We start from the raw sequence: 17232 nt of genomic DNA, 5'->3' as shown, positions 1-17232 counted from the left end.
ATGTTGTTGTTTCGTGAGTCGGGAGTCGACCGGTCGCTTCGTTTGGCCGGAATGAAGCGATATCGTTCGATACGACGAGCGTGCGCCGCGACACGATCCGCTCGCCTCGCGCAATCCTGATCGGCCGGCTTATCATTGACCGGCCCGCCACTCTCCCCCGAGGCCATCTTGCACGCCCACCTGCGCATTGCCCGCCCGGTCAGCAACCTCGCCCGCACCGAACGCATGTATCGCAACGCCCTCGACTTGTCGGTTCTCGCACGCTTCGAAGATCACGACGGCTTTTCCGGCGTGATGATCGGACGCGAAGGTCTCGACTATCACTTCGAATTCACGCACTGCCCCGATCATCCGATCGCGCCGTCGCCGACGCCCGAAGACCTGATCGTCTTCTACCTGCCCGATCGCCCGGAATGGGAAGCCGCGTGCGAGCGCGCCACCGCGCACGGCTTCATGCCCGTGACGTCGTTCAATCCGTACTGGGAAATTTCCGGCCAGACCTTCGAGGATGCCGACGGCTACCGGATCGTGCTGCAGAACGGCACCTGGCGCTGACACGCGGATACGCGTGAACCGTTACGCGCCCGCAACCCCGTCGGCGCGTGCGACATACACGACGTGCGGCCGCAGCGGATGCCCGTCCGGCAACGCCGGATGATCGAAATCGCGCGTGAGTTGGCGCAGCATGCCGAGCCGTTCCATCACGCGCCGTGATCGCTGGTTGGTATTGGCCGTCCACGCGAAGATCTCGTCGAGCCCTGCCCGGCCGAACCCGTCGACCAGTGCGGCGGCGGCCGCTTCTGCAGCATGGCCACACCCCCACGCGTGGCGCGCCTGCCGCCACATGATCTCGACACATGGCGCCATCGGATGCATTGCGCGCGCTTCGCGCGACAGGCCGCAAAGCCCGATCAGCATCGCATCGGCGCGACGTTCGACCGCCCACACACCGAAACCGTGTGCCTCGAAATGCGCTTCGAAGCGCGCAATTGCGTCGCTCGCCTCGTCGACGGACATCGGACCGCGCGCGAGCCACGCGGTCACGTCCGGGTCCGCATGCATCGCCGCAAGCGCACCCGCATCCGACGCGCGCCAGCGGCGCAGCGTCAAACGTTCGGTTTCGATCTTCGAGGGGGCGGACATGGGCGATGCGGATCGTACGGGAAGTGGCGGAACGCAGGCGACGTCACGAACCCGAAGGCGGGACGGCTGACGCAGGGGGAATCTCGATCGTCGCGTCTGCCCGCGATGGATAGAACAGACAACGAGAAACGGGCGCAGGTGGTGCGCCCGTGATGATTACTCGTTTTCCTCGAAGTAGTGAATTGGCCTTACCTAACAATGCCCTCATCAGCTCACCTACGCCAAAACCTACGCCGGCTTACATCTTCAGTTTTTGGCGCCTTGTGTCGCGTTTCCGCAACAGACGCCCCATGGTCGGAAGTATCGCTGCAGGAGGGACCAGCATTCACGAAGAAAGTGTGCTCGCGCCACCTAATACCCACTCGATTGTCAATTGATGGGCTGAACCATTGAGGAGACGCCGCTTCCACGCGGTCGCGTAGCGACGATACCGTCAAAGATACCGAAGAATCCGGCTGGCTGTTGCCGGTACTGGAGGGACCGCACCGGAAAATCAAGGCATGTTTTCGTTGAAAATCCACGAAGACCGCACATCTCGGTGACGGCCTCTGTAGAAATACCGTCATCGATACCGTCGGGTCACGCACGGGATCGCGCGGACTGCTACACGCGCTTGTCATAGCCAGATTGAAATGTCCGTTCGGGGGGTGCGGCGGAATTCTTGGACTATCAGGAGCTAGTCCATGTACTCATACGAAGAACGCATCCGAGCAGTCAAGCTCTACTTGAAGCTTGGAAAGCGCCTTACCGCGACCGTTCGTCAATTAGGCTATCCAACGACGAAGTCGCTCGAACGCTGGTATCAGATGTACGAGCGATGTCTAGACTTGCCGAAGGAACGTATCTGCCTGAGGCCGCGCTATTCGGCAGAACAAAAAAAGCGGCCACAGACCACTATATGACCCATGGCCAGTGTCTGGCAGCAACGACCAAGGCTTTGGGGTATCCGGGACGCGGAACGCTCGTCGTCTGGCTCGACGAGCTGCATCCTGAGCGAAAGAAACGCGTTCTCGGGAAGGCGTCAGGTGTTCGGTATACACCAGAGCTCAGGCAGACAGCGGTCATCGATCTATGCACTCGACGAGAAAGCGCAGAGGAAGTTGCTAAAAAGATTGGCGTGAGCCGCCCAACGCTGTACAACTGGAGAAATCGGTTACTCGATCAGGAGGCCGTTTCAACCATGACACGCCGCAACGATCCGCCGCAAACCTCGGAGAAAGCGACGCTGGAGCAGCAGATCGAATCACTCCGACGAGACATTCGAAAGCTCCAGATCGAACATGACATTCTGAAAAAGGCCAATGAAATAATAAAAAAAGGCCTGGGCGTCGACCCGCAACTCCTGACGAATCGGGAGAAGACGGCGCTGGTTGATGCCCTGAAACAGACTTACACGCTGCCGGAGCTCTTTGCTGAACTGGGGCTCGCCCGTAGCTCCTACTTCTATCACCGGGCACGGATACAAGCTGCCGACAAGTATGCCGGTGTACGCCTTGCCATCGCAGATATCTTTGAACTGAATCACCGCTGCTACGGATATCGCCGAGTGCGCGCGGCACTTGGCAGGCAGAAAGTCTTCATCTCGGAAAAGGTCGTTCGGCGCTTGATGAAGCAGGAACAGCTAAGCGCAGCCACAACGAGGCGACGTCGATACGGATCCTACGCCGGAGAAATAGATCCGGCTCCGGAGAACCTTATCAACCGGGACTTCCGGGCCGCAGCACCGAATGAAAAGTGGCTCACGGACATCACAGAGTTCCAGATTCCCGCCGGTAAAGTCTATCTGTCTCCGGTCATCGATTGCTTCGATGGACTGGTGATCAGTTGGTCGATCGGTACGCGACCAGACGCCGAGCTTGTGAACACGATGCTCGATGCCGCCATCGAAGCAATCGGTAGCAGCAACAGCCGACCTGTTGTCCATTCAGACCGCGGTGCGCATTATCGCTGGCCAGGCTGGCTTACCCGGATACGTGAGGCCAGGCTGATTCGCTCAATGTCGCGCAAGGGCTGCTCGCCCGACAACGCGGCGTGCGAAGGCTTCTTTGGACGGCTGAAAACGGAACTGTTTTACTCTCGGGACTGGCAGGCCGTCAGCACCGACCAGTTCATTGAGGTCGTTGACTCGTACATTCGCTGGTACAACGAGAAACGGATCAAGATCTCGCTTGGCGCACTCAGTCCGATTGAATACCGGGAGAGCCTCGGGCTGACGACATAAACCAGTCCAAGAATTCCGCCGCACCCCCGGTACCCATATTTGGCCTTCGGTAGTGCCGCACGGACGACTTCGACAGCTCGCTGACAAAGCGGCACGCGCAGCGGCCGACCACTTTTCGTTCGATCGCCCGGGATGCTCCAGATACGACTGTCGAGATCGAATTCGTCGACCCGCGCAAATCGGACCTCGTTCGTACGAGTCGCTGTGAGAATAAGCAAATGCAGCATTCGTGCCGCGCGTCGGGGACGGAGTTCCAGTTCACGGATAAATGTCGGCAGGTCTTCCCAAGGCAGCGCCGGATGATGCTTGATCTGCGAGCGCCTTTTTGAGCGCGGCAACACCAGTTGGAGATGGTCGACGTACCGGGCAGGGTTGCCGCCGGTGCGGTGCCCCATCACGGTCTCCGCGTCGAGGATCGCCTTGATGCGCCCGCGCACCCGCCGTGCGGTCTCGGCTTTTTTCGTCCAGATCGGCTGGAGAATACGCACAATCATCGCGGTGTCGATATCACGCACGCGCACGTCGCCGATAACGGGATAGGCGTAGGTCGCCAGCGTATTGCCCCACTGTTGGACATGCTTGCGGTTTCGCCATTCCGGTTCGCGTGCGCGGATGAATGCTTCAGCCGCCTCACGGAACGTCACATTGGCGTCGATCGAGATATCAAGCTGTCGCCGACGCTGTTCTTCGCGCCGGGCGAGGATGGGATCAATCTGGTTGCCGACCATCTCGCGATATCCCGTAGCCAGCTTCCGCGCTTCACCAAGCGAAACCCGCGATAGCGGTCCAAGGCCCATTTCGCGCATGCGACCATCAAGCTTGAAGCGAAACACCCATGAGCGCGCACCGCTGTCTGCAATCTGCAGGTAGAGGCCGCCACCGTCCGAGTAATGCCCGGGATTCACCGCCTTCGCGACGCGCAGCGCGCTGAGTCGATGCAAGTGTCGTCCCGCCATATCGCCCTCCTTTCCTACCCACAAAACCCACACCGCTACCCATATTTCATGGGGAGATTGTGCGGAGCCGAGGCGGAAGTCGCAAGCATGCCGTTACCCACAAATCGCTTTGAAATCAGCGACCTACGTGGCGTTTACGGAAGTCGTCGGAATGCCGCGGAAGCCATGACTGGCGGAAGGCAGCCGGAGTCGAACCGACCCGGGAGTGTCTGACACCCCCAACTGGATTTGAAGTCCAGCCGTACCACCGGATACGAATGCCTTCCGTGGGGAAAAAACCGAAGAACAACGAGCGCCTACGCCTGAATACCCACCCAACCGCTGTCAGGCCGCAGGTAGTGAAGATCGCGGTGGAAGCGAGTATACCCAACCCGATCGAAGAACTCGAGAATCTGGATCGCGCGCTTGCGGCCGAGCCCCGTCGCGTCGCGGAACGTCGCGGCATCGAGTCCGCCGCCGCGCGACGGGGCGAGATGCGCGACCAGCTCCGCCAGCTCGCGCATGACGTCCGCGTGATAGAACAGGTCGCGCACGACCTGATGCACGTCGCCGCGCCGCGCGAGCTTGCGCAACAGCGTGCGCACCGCGTCCTCGGCCGCGCCCGTGTCGCGCGCCAGATCGCGCACCCACGGTGGATCGAAACGCCCCGCATGAATCAGCGGCAATAGTTGCTGCGCCAGCGTTTCCTCCCGCGGCTCCAGGCTCACCGAATGCGACGGCAGATGCAGCCACGGCCCGCTGCGCGCGACCTCGCCGCCCGCCACCAGCGCATCGACGAGCGCACGCCATAGCGCGTCGCCAACCAGCGGCGCAGCCATCCGCCGCAGGCGTGCGGCGTCGAGCCCCTGCTCGTCGGGCATGCGTTCGTGATACGTGCGCAGCGTCTCGATCGCCCGCGCCTGCAGCGCACGCCAGTGCGCCTGCGAAATCACCGCGCCATCGTTCGAGGCGGCGTCGCGCTGCCCGATCGCCAGCGCGTCTTCCGGCAACGCCAGCGCATTCGGCGCGAACCCCGTCAGATGCGTGAGCGTCGTGCGCGGAATGCCGAGCGGCGCCTGCGTGAGCAGCGCATCGAGGCGCCCTTCGTCGAGCCACGCGGCCAGCGCATCGAGCCACGCGCGGCGGGCAGGCGTACGGCGCTTGCGGGCCGGCCCGAACGGATCGAGCACGCGGCCGCCGCCGACGGTGCGCGTCGCCTGCGGATTGCGGACGATGAACCGGTCGCCCGGCAGCGCGAACACCGGTTCGTCGAACACCAGTTGCACGCGCATCCGCTGGCCGGCCGCGAGCGTATCGCCGTCGAGCAGCGCGACATGGGCGACGCGATGCAGCGTGCCGAGATGCACGTGCAGCGGCGCCCAGTGCGTCAATGTCAGCCCGGCGTCCGCGAGCAACGTCAGCTCGACGTCGAGACGCGGCGACGTCGCGACGAGCCGCGCATCGGCGACGGTATCGCCGCGCTCGACGTCGGCCTTGTCGACACCGGCCAGGTTCAGCGCGCAACGCTCGCCCGCTCGGCCGGCCTCGACCGGCCGGTTCTGCGCATGGATGCTGCGCACGCGGGCCGCGCCGCCGGTACGCACGATCGCGAGCGTGTCGCCCGTCGCGACGCGGCCCGCGAACGCGGTACCCGTCACGACCGTGCCCTGCCCCGCGAGCGTGAACACGCGATCGACCGCGAGCCGGAACAGCCCGTCGTCGCGGCGCGCGCGCCACGCGATCGCCGCGTCGGCCAGATGCTGCTTCAGCGCGGCGACACCCGGATCGTCTGCGACGGTCGCCCGCGTTTCGAAGATCGGCACGCCGGCCAGCGTGGAATCGTGCAGCCACGCGGCGATCTCGTCGCGCACCTCGGCCACGCGCGCGGCATCGACGCGATCGCATTTGGTCAGCGCGACGGCGCCATGCGCGACACCGAGCAGCTGCAGGATCGCGAGATGCTCGCGCGTCTGCGGCATCACGCCGTCGTCGGCGGCGATCACGAGCAGCGCGAAGTCGATCCCGCACGCGCCGGCCGCCATCGTATGAATCAGCTTCTCGTGTCCCGGCACGTCGATCAGGCCAAGCACGTCGCCGTTGTCGAGCGGCGTATAGGCATAACCGAGCTCGATCGAGATGCCGCGCGCCTTCTCTTCCTTCAGGCGGTCGGTATCGACGCCCGTCAGCGCGCGCGCCAGCGTCGTCTTGCCGTGGTCGATGTGCCCCGCGGTCCCGACGATCATGCAGCGGGCCCCGCCAGCGGCGCGCATTGTGCGACGAGTGCCGCTTCGTCGGCGGCTTCGAGGCAGCGCAGGTCAAGCCGCAGCGCGTTGTCGGCGATGCGCCCGATCACCGGGCGCGGCCATTCGCGCAGACGCTTCTCGAGCTGTGCGAGCGCGCGGCCGCCGCGCTTGCCGTCCGCCGTGCGCACGACGAGCCCGGCGCTCGGCAGTTGATCGACCGGCAGCGCGCCGCTGCCGATCTGGCTGAACATCGGCTCGACCGTCACGTCGAAATCGCTGCCGAGCGCCGCCTGCAGCGCCGGACGCACGCGTTCGGCGGCCTCGGCGATCTCGCGCTGCGGCCGCGTCAGCAGGCGCAGCGTCGTGAGCCGGTCGCGCAGGAATTCGGGCGACTGGTACAGGCGCAGCACGGGTTCGAGCGCCGCGAGCGTCAGCTTGCCGACGCGCAGCGCGCGCTTGAGCGGATGCTTCTTGATCTTCGCGATCAGCACGCGATCGCCGACGATCAGGCCGGCCTGCGGCCCGCCGAGCAGCTTGTCGCCGCTGAACGTGACAACGTTTGCGCCGGCGGCGACGGTTTCCTGCACGGTCGTCTCGTGCGGCAGGCCCCATTGCGTCAGGTCGGCGAGCGTGCCGCTGCCGAGATCGACGGCAACCGGCACGCCGCGCTCGCGCGCGAGCGGCGCGAGTTCGGCGAGCGTCGCCTCCTTCGTGAAGCCGCTGATCGCATAGTTGCTGCAGTGCACCTTCATCAGCAGCGCCGTGCGCGGGCCGATCGCGTCCGCGTAGTCGCGCAGATGCGTGCGGTTGGTCGTGCCGACCTCGCGCAGCTTCGCGCCGGCACGGCTCATGATGTCGGGAATGCGGAATGCGCCGCCGATCTCGACCAGCTCGCCGCGAGACACGATCACTTCCCGCTTCGTCGCGAGCGCCGACAGCGTCAGCAGCACGGCCGCCGCATTGTTGTTGACGACGGTCGCGGCTTCCGCGCCCGTCAGTTCGCACAGCAGAGCGTCGATCAGGTCGTCACGATCGCCGCGGCGGCCCGTGGCGAGATCGAATTCGAGGTTGACGGGCCGCGTGAGCGCGTCGACCACCGCGCGCACCGCGTCGTCGGGCAACAGCGCACGCCCGAGATTCGTGTGCAGCACGGTACCGGTCAGGTTGAACACGGCACGCACGGCGCCCGTGCTCTGCGCGGCCAGCGTGCGCGCGATGGCGGCGGCGATGCGCGGCTCGTCGAGCGGCTCGGCCGTGGCCGGATCGTGCTGGGCGGCGGTGCGCCAGCGCTCCAGTTCGGCGCGCACGGCGTTCAACACGCGCGTGCGGCCATAGTCCGCGATCAGAGGTTGCAACGGCGCCGACGACAGCACGCGCTCGACGGACGGCACGCGCGCCAGTACCGCATTCAATTCATTCACACCCGGTTCGGTCACGTAGTTGTGGCTCCAGTCTCATGCGTCGCAGTCGGCCGGCGCCGGCGCTCGCGCACCGCCACCGGCCCCGTGCCGTCAGTCCGCTTCCCGCGCGACGTCCGGCCACAGCAGCGGGTTCGGCGAACTGCGCTGGTAGCCGGCCTCGTTCATGAGCAGGTCGAGCGTGAGACTCGCGAGATCGTCCGCGAGCGGCTCGAACTCGTAGTCCTTGTCCTGATAACCGATCTTGCGATAGGTCTTGCACTCGTCGCACGATTCGGCCTTGACGGCTTCGCTGCCGCCCTCGATGCCGTGATACGCGATGCCCTTCGTCGAATCGCAGTGCGAGCACTTCGTGCGCACCATGTGCCACTCGGTCGTGCACAGCCCGCATTGCAGGAAACGGTAGCCCTGGTACGGGCCGCCGACCCGCACGACGCTCGCGACCGGATGCGTGCCGCACACGGGGCACAGCCCCGGCTGGTCGAGATACGGGACGTCGGTCGGCGTCACGCGGCTCGCGAGGTCCGTCCAGGCCACCTGCAGCGCCGCCATCAGGAACGGCGCGGTAGCCGGGTCGACTTCGGCGAAGCGCAGCGCGAGGATCGCGTCGGCCTGCGCATCGAGTTCGGCCGGCGCCATCAGGCGCAGCCGGTCGAGCAGTTTCGCGAGCTGCGGGTTGACGAGCCCGGCGCCTTCGACGCGGTCGAGCAGTTCGTACAGCACGGCGCGCCAGCGCGCATCGCGCTCGCCGTCGAGCGCCGGCACGAGCGGCATCGAATGCTGCTGCGCGCGTGCGATCGCTTCCTGCGACGGCAGCGGCAGCTCCAGCGTCTGCAGCGTCGCGTGCTGCGCGTCGGCGACGGTGGCCATCAGCCGCAGGTAGCCGCTGATCGGGTTCAGGTCGGCAAGCTTGCGCAGCCGCGCGGCGCGCGCCGCGAACGCGGTGGCGCGCTCCGGCAGGCGAAAGCGCGGAATGGCCGAATGATCGAGTGCCGAGATCTCGGTCGGTTCGAGAATGCGTTGTGTCACAAATATATCTTCCAAAAAACCAAGCGCCGACGAATCGGCGCTTTCGGGCGATTCCGGCGGTTGGCGGAACGGCCGCCGCAACTGGCGAGCCGCCCCGCTCCGGTGCGTTATTTCACGCTTTCACGGAACCACTTCGGGTGATGCTTGCGGGCCCAGCCCAGCGTGACGGTGCCACGCACCATCGCGCCGATCGAGCCCTTCACCCACAACGCCGCGTAAATGTGCACGATGATGCTCGCGATCAGCACGAAGGCCGCCACGGCATGCACGACAGCGGCCGCGCGGATCACCCCGATCGGGAAGTAGAACGAGAAGTAGCGCCGCCAGATCACGACTCCCGACAGCAGGAGCAGCAGCAGGCACGCCACCAACGTAAAGAATAGCAGCTTCTGCCCGGCGTTATAGCGCCCGACCGGCGGCAGCTTGTCTTCCTGGTTGGTCAGCACGTCGCCGATCTGCTTCAGCCACTGCCGATCGTCCGCGTCGAGCGCGTTGTGGTGCCAGAAGCGCACCACGAGGATCGCGAACGACACGAACATCACGAGGCCGACGAACGGGTGCAGGATCCGCGTCCACTGGCCGCCGCCGAAAAGCGCGGTCAGCCAGAACATCGACGGGTGGAACAGCGCGAGCCCGGACAACGCGAGCAGCACGAACGTGATCGCGGTGATCCAGTGGTTCGTGCGCTCGTTCGGCGTGTAGCGGACGATCAGGTTGGGGTCGTCGTGGCTCATTTCGCGTCCTCCTTGATGCGTCGCGCCTCGTCGCGCGCGGCAGCTTCCTCGTCGTCGGTGACCTCGTTCGGCCCGACCCGCGTGTAGTGGAAGAACCCGGCCAGCGCGGTCAGCGCGAGGCCCGCGACCGCGAGCGGTTTCGCGATCCCCTTCCACAGCTTCACCATCGGGCTGATCGACGGGTTGTCGGGCAGCCCGTGGTACAGCGACGGTTTGTCCGCGTGGTGCAGCACATACATCACGTGCGTGCCGCCGACGCCCTGCGGGTCGTACAGCCCCGCATGCTCGAAGCCGCGCTCCTTCAGGTCCTCGATCCGCTCGGCCGCGTGCTGCTTCATGTCCTCCTTGGTGCCGAACACGATCGCGCCCGTCGGGCAGGTCTTCACGCAGGCCGGTTCCTGGCCGACCGCGACGCGATCGGAACAGAGCGTGCACTTGTACGCGCGATGATCCTTCTTCGAGATCCGCGGAACGTTGAACGGGCAGCCGGTCACGCAGTAGCCGCAACCGATGCAGTTCTCCTCGTGGAAATCGACGATCCCGTTGTTGTACTGCACGATCGCACCCGGCGACGGACACGCCTTCAGGCAGCCCGGATCCTCGCAGTGCATGCAGCCGTCCTTGCGGATCAGCCACTCGAGGTCGCCCGCCGGGTTCTCGTATTCGGAGAACCGCATGACCGTCCACGAATGCTCGGTCAGGTCGGCCGGGTTGTCGTACACGCCGACGTTGGTGCCGACCTCGTCGCGCAGGTCGTTCCACTCCATGCATGCCGTCTGGCACGCCTTGCAGCCGATGCACTTCGATACGTCGATCAGCTTCGCGACGCTCCCGGTCACCGGTTCGCGCACCGTGGGCGGTGGCGTCGTGGTGGCCGAGACGCGCTTGATATCCAGCGATTGCAATGCCATCTCTTTCCCCTTACGCCTTTTCGACCTTCACCAGGAACGACTTGAATTCCGGTGTGTACGAGTTGCCGTCACCCACGGACGGAGTCAGGGTATTGGCGAGATAGCCGGGCTTCGTCAGACCCTTGAAGCCCCAGTGCAACGGGACGCCGACCGTCTGGACCTTCTTGCCGTCGATCGTCAGCGGCTTGATCCGCTTCGTGACGAGGGCGACCGCGATGATGTAGCCGCGCTTGGACGACACCTTCACGTGCTCGCCATGCGCGACGCCGACTTCCTTCGCGAGGTCTTCGCCGATCTCGACGAATTGCTCGGGCTGGATGATCGCGTTCAGCCGCGCATGCTTGGTCCAGTAGTGGAAATGCTCGGTCAGCCGGTACGTCGTCGCCACGTGCGGGAACTCCGCCGCCTTGCCGAACGACGCACGGTCGTCCGCGAACACGCGCGCAGCCGGGTTGTTCAGCGCCTGCGGGTTGTTCGGGTGCAGCGGGTTCGCGTCGAGCGGCGTCTCGAACGGCTCGTAGTGCTCGGGGAACGGACCTTCGTTCATCCCCGCACGCGCGAAGAAGCGCGCCACGCCTTCCGGGTTCATGATGAACGGCCCCATCCCGTTTTCGGGCGCTTCGTCCGCCTTGAAGTCCGGCACGTCGGCGCCCTTCCATGCGCTGCCGTTCCAGCCGATCAGCTTGCGGGTCGGGTCGAACGGCTTGCCGGCGACGTCGCACGACGCGCGGTTGTACAGGATCCGCCGGTTCGCCGGCCACGCCCACGCCCAGTTCAGCGTCTGGCCGATGCCGGTCGGGTCGGAGTTGTCGCGCCGCCCCATCTGGTTGCCGGCCTGCGTCCACGCACCGCAGAAGATCCAGCAGCCGCTCGCGGTCGTGCCGTCGTCCTTCAGCTGCGCGAACGCGGCGAGCTGCTCGCCCTTCTTCACGAGCGTCTTGGCCGGGTCCTTCGGGTCGGGCAGATCGGCGAGCGCACGCCCGTTGAACTCCATTGCCAGCTCTTCGGGCGTCGGGCTTTCCGGGTTCGCGTACGGCCACGTCAGGTTCACGATCGGGTCCGGATACTTGCCGCCGTCCGCCTGGTACATCTTGCGCATGCGCAGGAACAGCCCCGACATGATCTCGAGATCGCTCTTCGCCTCGCCCGGCGGCTCCGCGCCCTTCCAGTGCCACTGCAACACGCGGCTCGAACTCACGAGCGAACCGTTTTCCTCCGCGAAGCACGTGGTCGGCAGACGGAACACCTCGGTCTGGATCTTCGACGCGTCGACGTCGTTGTAGTCGCCGTGATGCTTCCAGAACTCGGACGTCTCGGTCGCGAGCGGATCCATGATCACGAGCCACTTCAGCTTCGCGAGACCGGCCGCCGTCTTCACCTTCGACGGCGCCGCCGCCAGCGGGTTGAAGCCCTGGCAGATGTAGCCGTTCATCTTGCCGGCATTCATCAGCTCGATCACCTGCAGCAGGTCGTACTGCTTGTCCAGCTTCGGCAGGTAGTCGTAGCCCCAGTTGTTCTCGGCGGTCGCCGCATCGCCCCACCACGACTTCATGAAGCTGACGTGGAACGCCTTGTAGTTCTTCCAGTAGCTCAACTGGTTCGGCCGCAGCGGCAGCTGCACGCGCTTCTTGATGTAAGCGTCGAAATCCTGCTCGGACTGCATCGGCAGCGTCATGTAGCCCGGCAGCAGGTTCGACATCAGCCCGAGGTCGGTCAACCCCTGGATGTTCGAGTGCCCGCGCAGCGCGTTCATCCCGCCGCCAGCGATGCCGATGTTGCCGAGCAGCAGCTGCACCATCGCGCCGGTGCGGATCATCTGCGCGCCGACCGAGTGGTGCGTCCAGCCGAGCGCGTACAGGATCGTGCCGGCACGGCCGGGCACGGCCGTCGTTGCGAGCATTTCGCACACCTTCAGGAACTTCTCCTTCGGCGTGCCGCACGTCTGCTGGACCATGTCCGCCGTATAGCGCGCGTAGTGCTGCTTCAGCAGGTTGTACACGCAACGCGGATGCTGCAGCGTCGGGTCGACCTTCACGAAGCCGTCTTCGCCGCGCTCGTAGTCCCAGCTCGATTTGTCCGGATACGCGTGCTTCTCCGCGTCATAGCCGGAATAGATGCCGTCGTTGAACGCGAAATCCTCGCGCACGATGAACGAGAAGTCCGTGTAGTTCTTCACGTACTCGTGCTGGATCTTGTCGTTCGTCAGCAGATAGTTGATGACGCCGCCCAGGAAGACGATGTCGGTGCCGGTGCGGATCGGCGCGTAGTAATCGGCCACCGAGGCCGTACGCGTGAAGCGCGGGTCGACAACGATCAGCCGCGCCTTGCGGTGCGCCTTCGCCTCCGTTACCCACTTGAAACCGCACGGATGGGCCTCGGCTGCATTGCCGCCCATCACGAGAATCACGTCCGCGTTCTTGATGTCGACCCAATGGTTCGTCATCGCTCCACGGCCAAACGTCGGGGCAAGACCTGCCACCGTCGGGCCATGTCAGACACGCGCCTGATTGTCGAATGCGAGCATGCCAAGACTGCGGACAGTCTTGTGCGTCAGGTACCCGACTTCGTTGCTGCCGGCCGACGCGGCCAGCATGCCGGTCGTGAGCCAGCGGTTGACCTTCGAGCCGTCTTCGGCCGTCTCGACGAAGTTCGCGTCGCGGTCGGCCTTCATCAGCTTCGCGATGCGGTCGAGCGCGTCGTTCCACGAAATCGGTTCCCACTTGTCCGAGCCGGGCGCACGATACTCGGGGTGCGTCAGGCGGTTCGGGCTGTGGATGAAGTCGATCAGGCTCGCGCCCTTCGGGCACAGCGTGCCGCGATTGACGGGATGGTCGGGGTCGCCCTCGATGTGGATGATGCTCGGCTGGGCGTTCTTCGCGCCGTCTCCGAGGCTGTACATCAGGATGCCGCAACCCACTGAACAGTAAGGACAGGTGTTGCGCGTTTCGACTGTGCGCGCCAGTTTGTACTGTCGGACCTCGGCCAGCGCTTCGGACGGAGAAAAGCCCATCAGGGCAAGACTCGATCCGGCAAGCGACGTGGCCGTCACCTTCAGGAACTGGCGCCGGGACATTTGTAGCATGGCTGGTCTCGGCGTTATTGTGGGGGTGAGGAAACTGAAAGGAATTATAGACAGTTCGCGCAACTATGTTCGAATCCTCGGATCAATATCGAATTGTCTGATTACCCACGATGATCCGCGTTCCGCGCGCAACCGACCCGTCATGAAACGACAGATCACTTCCGAAGCAACCCGTCTTGCCCAGCAACAGGCCAACTGGGCCCTCACCGCGTTCAAGCGCTTCTCGTCCGACCGCTGCTCCGCGATGGCCGCCGGCATCGCGTTTTTCTCCGCGTTCTCGCTCGCGCCGATGCTCGTGATGGTGATCGCGGTGGCCGGCTGGTTCTACGGCGACGATGCCGCGCGCGGCCAGGTATTCGAGCAGGCACACCAGCTGATCGGCGACGACGCGGCGGCCAGCATCCAGACGATCGTGCAGAACGCGCACCGCGCGGGCCAGCGCGGCGGCCTCGCCACGCTGATCTCGTTCGCCGCGCTCGCGATCGGCGCGTCGGCCACGTTCGCGTCGCTCAGCGCCGCGCTCAGCGTGATCTGGCCGGCCACCGAGAACCGCTGGTCGAGCATGCTCGGGCTCGTGCGCGTGCGGCTGATCTCGTTCGGGCTCGTGCTCGGCGTCGCGTTCCTGCTGATCGTGTCGCTCGTGCTCGACACCGCGATCACGTTCGTCGGCACCTGGCTGCTCGGCAATTCGCCGTACGTGGTCGTCACGAACCTCGTGCAGTTCTTCGTCGGCATCGCGGTGCTCGCGGCGGCGTTCGCCTCGCTGATGAAGTTCCTGCCCGACGCACGTGTCGCGTGGCGCGACGCCGCGATCGGCGGCATCGTGTCCGCGATCCTGTTCTCCGGCGGCAAGAAGCTGTTCGCGCTGTACCTCGCGCATGCGGGCACGGCCAGCGCATTCGGCGCGGCCGGATCGTTCGCGGTCCTGTTGATGTGGCTGTACTTCTCCGCGATCGTGCTGCTGCTCGGCGCGGAGTTCGCGGCGGCGCGCGGCAATGCGCACCGGCCGGCCGGCACCGCGCCGGCTACGTCCGTACAACCCCAACCTCGACCCGGTCCGGGCAACGACCACTCGCGCGGCGATTGATTTTCCCGACCGCAAATCCCCCGCACATCCGCCCGCCCCTTTGCAGCCACGCTGTCCGCCGCGCGTTTGCGCGGCGTTGACATGCATCTTGCATGCCTGCGCGTACGTAGCTGCAATCGCAAACGTTTGCACGACTCCGTTTCCGCACCAGAACCCGGCAAAACAGGCGACCTGCCGCATTGCGCGTCAACTTCTGAAACAATCGCATCGCAGCAATTGTCAACTATTTCAAAAACCGGAACAGTCGTTGATGTGCTTGATATATATGGACTTTTTCCCGCTGTTACCTTTTCGAGACACTTTATTTTTTAAGCTTTCTTGCGTCGATGGCACTGAGCTATTCTCCAATCCGCAACAAATAACGATGAATCACTTGCGTGGAGAAACTCAACGATGAAGAAACTTGCTCTCTCGACCCTCTCGCTCGCCCTGCTGGGCGCCGCTGGCGCTGCACACGCTCAATCGAGCGTGACGCTGTACGGCGTGATCGATACGTCGATTGCCTGGGTGCACGGCAATGACGGCCAGGCCAACAACTCGTGGCAAATGCTGTCGGGCAACCTGCAAGGCAGCCGCTTCGGCCTGAAGGGCGCAGAGGACCTCGGCGGTGGCCTGAAGGCAATCTTCCAGTTGGAAAACGGTTTTGATCCGGGCACCGGCCGACTGGGCCAAGGCGGCCGCATGTTCGGTCGTCAGGCATTCGTCGGCCTCGAAAGCGCCCAGTACGGCACGCTGACGCTCGGCCGCCAGTACGACCCGATCGTCGACCTGGTCCAGGCAGTCACGGCTGACAACTACTTCGGCAGCACGTTCGCCACGCCGGGTGACGTCGACAACAACGACAACAGCCTGCGCGTCAGCAACGCAATCAAGTACACGTCGCCGGTGATCGCCGGTTTCCAGGCTGAAGGCATGTACGCCCTCGGCGGCGTCGCAGGCAAGACGGGCGCAGGCCAGACGTGGTCGGTCGCAGCTGCCTACAACAACGGCCCGGTCGGCGTTGCAGCTGGCTACTTCTACGCGAACAACCCGACGCCGACGGCTGCTGGCATCCGCTCGGGCTGGGGTTCGACGACGTCGGACAACATCATCGACGGCCCGATCAACTCGGGTTACGTGACGGCGAAGTCGATCGCGATCGCACAGGTTGCAGGTCAGTACGCAATCGGCCCGGTCACCGTCGGCCTCGGCTACAGCAACGCGCAATACAAGCCGGACGCATCGTCGGGCTTCGGTTCGACCGAGAAGTACAACACGGGCCGCGGCTTCGTGACGTATCAAGTCACGCCGCCGCTGCTGCTGGGCCTCGGCTACTCGTACACGAAGTCGAGCGGCGACACGACCGCGAAGTACCACCAGGTTTCGCTGGGCGCGGACTACTCGCTGTCGAAGCGCACGGACGTCTACCTGGTCGGCGCATACCAGCACGCAAGCGGCACGCAGCTCGTCGACGGCGTTCAGCAGAACGCGCAAGCTTCGATCGGCTCGTACGGCTACGCCGGCAAGAGCTCGGCCGAACTGGTCGCTCTCGGCCTGCGCCACAAGTTCTAAGAAGTACGTTTCCGGCGTGCACGGCGTCTCCGACGCCTTGCCGCCGACCTGGAAAGCCAGTCCCGGTTTCGGCCGCGACTGGCTTTTTTTCGTCCGTCTCCCGCGTGCCGGCAGCGCCTGCACGGGCCGGCACCGCGAACCCGAGCCCGATGCACGCCGACCGGCTGGAATCAGCACCTGGCGACCGCAAAGCGCCGGAAACAGCATTTGCGGTGCGCCGGTCGCCATCCGTCCGCCGAGCGATTACCATCCGCACTGCCGGCGCCGGTCCTCCGGTGCGACGGCCATGTGCCGGCGCGTGTCGATTTCGGCAACCGTCATCCGTCGTATCGATGGCGGCACGCGGTTCGCGCGTCGCCCCAAAACACACAGGAGATTCGCCATGACGATTCAGAAGATCACGCCTTTTCTCTGGTATTCGACCGAAGCCGAAGAAGCAGCGGCCTTCTATGCAGGCATCTTTCCGGATTCGCGCATCGTGCGCGTCACGGCCGTACCCGGCACCGACGGCACGCGGATGGTCGAATTCGAGCTGTTCGGGCAAACGTTCTTCGCAATGAGCCACCCGCGCACGGAGACGTTCAACCACACGATCTCGCTGCTGGTCAGTTGCGCCGACCAGGCGGAACTCGACCGCTACTGGAACGCCCTGCTCGACAACGGCGGCACGGCCGACGCCTGCGGCTGGCTGAGGGATCGCTACGGCGTGTCGTGGCAGATCGTCCCGGAAGCGCTCATCCCGATGATGGCCGACCGCGACCCGGTCAAGGCAGCGCGCGTGGCCGCGGCGATGATGCAGATGGTCAAGTTCGACGACGCCGCACTGAAGGCTGCCTTTGCGGGCACGACGAGCTGACGATGCACGTCGCGCCGCCGCG

General features: G+C 64.8%; 12 protein-coding genes, 1 tRNA gene and 1 pseudogene. 5 read left to right on the top strand and 9 right to left on the bottom strand.

The features are described from left to right. Positions 1-168: 168 nt before the first annotated feature. On the top strand, positions 169-555 hold the full coding sequence (locus tag DIE03_RS01250; RefSeq protein WP_124446684.1) for a VOC family protein: 387 nt from the start codon (positions 169-171) through the stop codon (positions 553-555). 21 nt (positions 556-576) lie between these two features. On the opposite strand, the gene DIE03_RS01245 is transcribed toward DIE03_RS01250, so the two are convergent. Further along, positions 577-1143 (bottom strand): GNAT family N-acetyltransferase, encoded by a 567-nt coding sequence (locus tag DIE03_RS01245; RefSeq protein ID WP_124446682.1) that lies wholly within the window; start codon positions 1141-1143, stop codon positions 577-579. Positions 1144-1826: 683 nt separating this feature from the next. Here DIE03_RS01245 and DIE03_RS01240 point away from each other — a divergent pair. Next, positions 1827-3364 (top strand): IS3 family transposase gene (locus DIE03_RS01240; RefSeq protein ID WP_124446680.1). Its coding sequence is split into 2 segments (ribosomal slippage): positions 1827-2022 and positions 2022-3364, totalling 1539 coding nucleotides; the frame shifts between segments, so codons are not numbered across the junction. Between the two features lie 371 nt (positions 3365-3735). On the opposite strand, the pseudogene DIE03_RS39045 reads toward DIE03_RS01240, so the two are convergent. From DIE03_RS39045 to fdnG, 8 genes and pseudogenes are all read right to left on the bottom strand, one after another. After that, positions 3736-4320 (bottom strand): annotated as a pseudogene (locus DIE03_RS39045) (tyrosine-type recombinase/integrase); the annotation flags it as partial. A 170-nt stretch (positions 4321-4490) separates the two neighbouring features. After that, a tRNA-Sec gene (locus DIE03_RS01230) sits at positions 4491-4586 on the bottom strand. A gap of 30 nt (positions 4587-4616) precedes the next feature. After that, positions 4617-6542, bottom strand: coding sequence for a selenocysteine-specific translation elongation factor (gene selB / locus DIE03_RS01225; RefSeq protein ID WP_124446678.1), 1926 nt, complete (start codon positions 6540-6542; stop codon positions 4617-4619). Further along, entirely contained in the window at positions 6539-7978 is a 1440-nt protein-coding gene (gene selA / locus DIE03_RS01220) for an L-seryl-tRNA(Sec) selenium transferase (RefSeq protein WP_124446676.1), read from the bottom strand. The genes selB and selA overlap by 4 nt, the downstream gene beginning before the upstream one ends. A gap of 75 nt (positions 7979-8053) precedes the next feature. Then, a complete protein-coding gene (fdhE, locus tag DIE03_RS01215) occupies positions 8054-8989 on the bottom strand; it encodes a formate dehydrogenase accessory protein FdhE (RefSeq protein WP_185658074.1) in 936 nt (311 codons plus the stop codon). Between the two features lie 107 nt (positions 8990-9096). After that, positions 9097-9723: a formate dehydrogenase subunit gamma gene (locus tag DIE03_RS01210; protein ID WP_034205142.1), complete on the bottom strand. Its 627-nt coding sequence runs from the start codon at positions 9721-9723 to the stop codon at positions 9097-9099. Next, on the bottom strand, positions 9720-10634 hold the full coding sequence (gene fdxH / locus DIE03_RS01205; protein WP_059783956.1) for a formate dehydrogenase subunit beta: 915 nt from the start codon (positions 10632-10634) through the stop codon (positions 9720-9722). The genes DIE03_RS01210 and fdxH overlap by 4 nt, the downstream gene beginning before the upstream one ends. A 10-nt stretch (positions 10635-10644) precedes the next feature. Then, positions 10645-13716 (bottom strand): formate dehydrogenase-N subunit alpha, encoded by a 3072-nt coding sequence (gene fdnG, locus DIE03_RS01200; RefSeq protein WP_148092898.1) that lies wholly within the window; start codon positions 13714-13716, stop codon positions 10645-10647. Positions 13717-13858: 142 nt separating this feature from the next. Between fdnG and DIE03_RS38610 the strand changes: the two genes are divergently transcribed. The 3 genes from DIE03_RS38610 to DIE03_RS01180 all read left to right on the top strand — a co-directional run bounded on the left by DIE03_RS38610 (position 13859) and on the right by DIE03_RS01180 (position 17210). Further along, positions 13859-14803 (top strand): YihY/virulence factor BrkB family protein, encoded by a 945-nt coding sequence (locus DIE03_RS38610; RefSeq protein ID WP_124446670.1) that lies wholly within the window; start codon positions 13859-13861, stop codon positions 14801-14803. A 393-nt stretch (positions 14804-15196) separates the two neighbouring features. Continuing rightward, positions 15197-16354, top strand: a complete 1158-nt coding sequence (locus DIE03_RS38605) for a porin (RefSeq protein ID WP_124446668.1) — start codon at positions 15197-15199, stop codon at positions 16352-16354. 382 nt (positions 16355-16736) lie between these two features. Further along, complete coding sequence (locus DIE03_RS01180) at positions 16737-17210, top strand: VOC family protein (RefSeq protein ID WP_124447263.1); 474 nt, start codon at positions 16737-16739, stop codon at positions 17208-17210. Positions 17211-17232: the final 22 nt, after the last annotated feature.

The sequence above is a fragment of the Burkholderia sp. Bp8992 genome (assembly GCF_003853705.1).
GTDB lineage: Bacteria > Pseudomonadota > Gammaproteobacteria > Burkholderiales > Burkholderiaceae > Burkholderia.
Note: the sequence above shows the minus strand (reverse complement) of the source record. Positions and strands in the feature narration are given on the sequence as shown.

Coding starts and splice junctions, on each gene's coding strand:
- DIE03_RS01245 (WP_124446682.1), bottom strand. CDS start 1,143: ATGTCCGCCCCCTCGAAGATCGAAACCGAACGTTTGACGCTGCGCCGC.
- selB (WP_124446678.1), bottom strand. CDS start 6,542: ATGATCGTCGGGACCGCGGGGCACATCGACCACGGCAAGACGACGCTG.
- DIE03_RS01210 (WP_034205142.1), bottom strand. CDS start 9,723: ATGAGCCACGACGACCCCAACCTGATCGTCCGCTACACGCCGAACGAG.
- fdxH (WP_059783956.1), bottom strand. CDS start 10,634: ATGGCATTGCAATCGCTGGATATCAAGCGCGTCTCGGCCACCACGACG.
- DIE03_RS38610 (WP_124446670.1), top strand. CDS start 13,859: ATGAAACGACAGATCACTTCCGAAGCAACCCGTCTTGCCCAGCAACAG.
- DIE03_RS38605 (WP_124446668.1), top strand. CDS start 15,197: ATGAAGAAACTTGCTCTCTCGACCCTCTCGCTCGCCCTGCTGGGCGCC.
- DIE03_RS01180 (WP_124447263.1), top strand. CDS start 16,737: ATGACGATTCAGAAGATCACGCCTTTTCTCTGGTATTCGACCGAAGCC.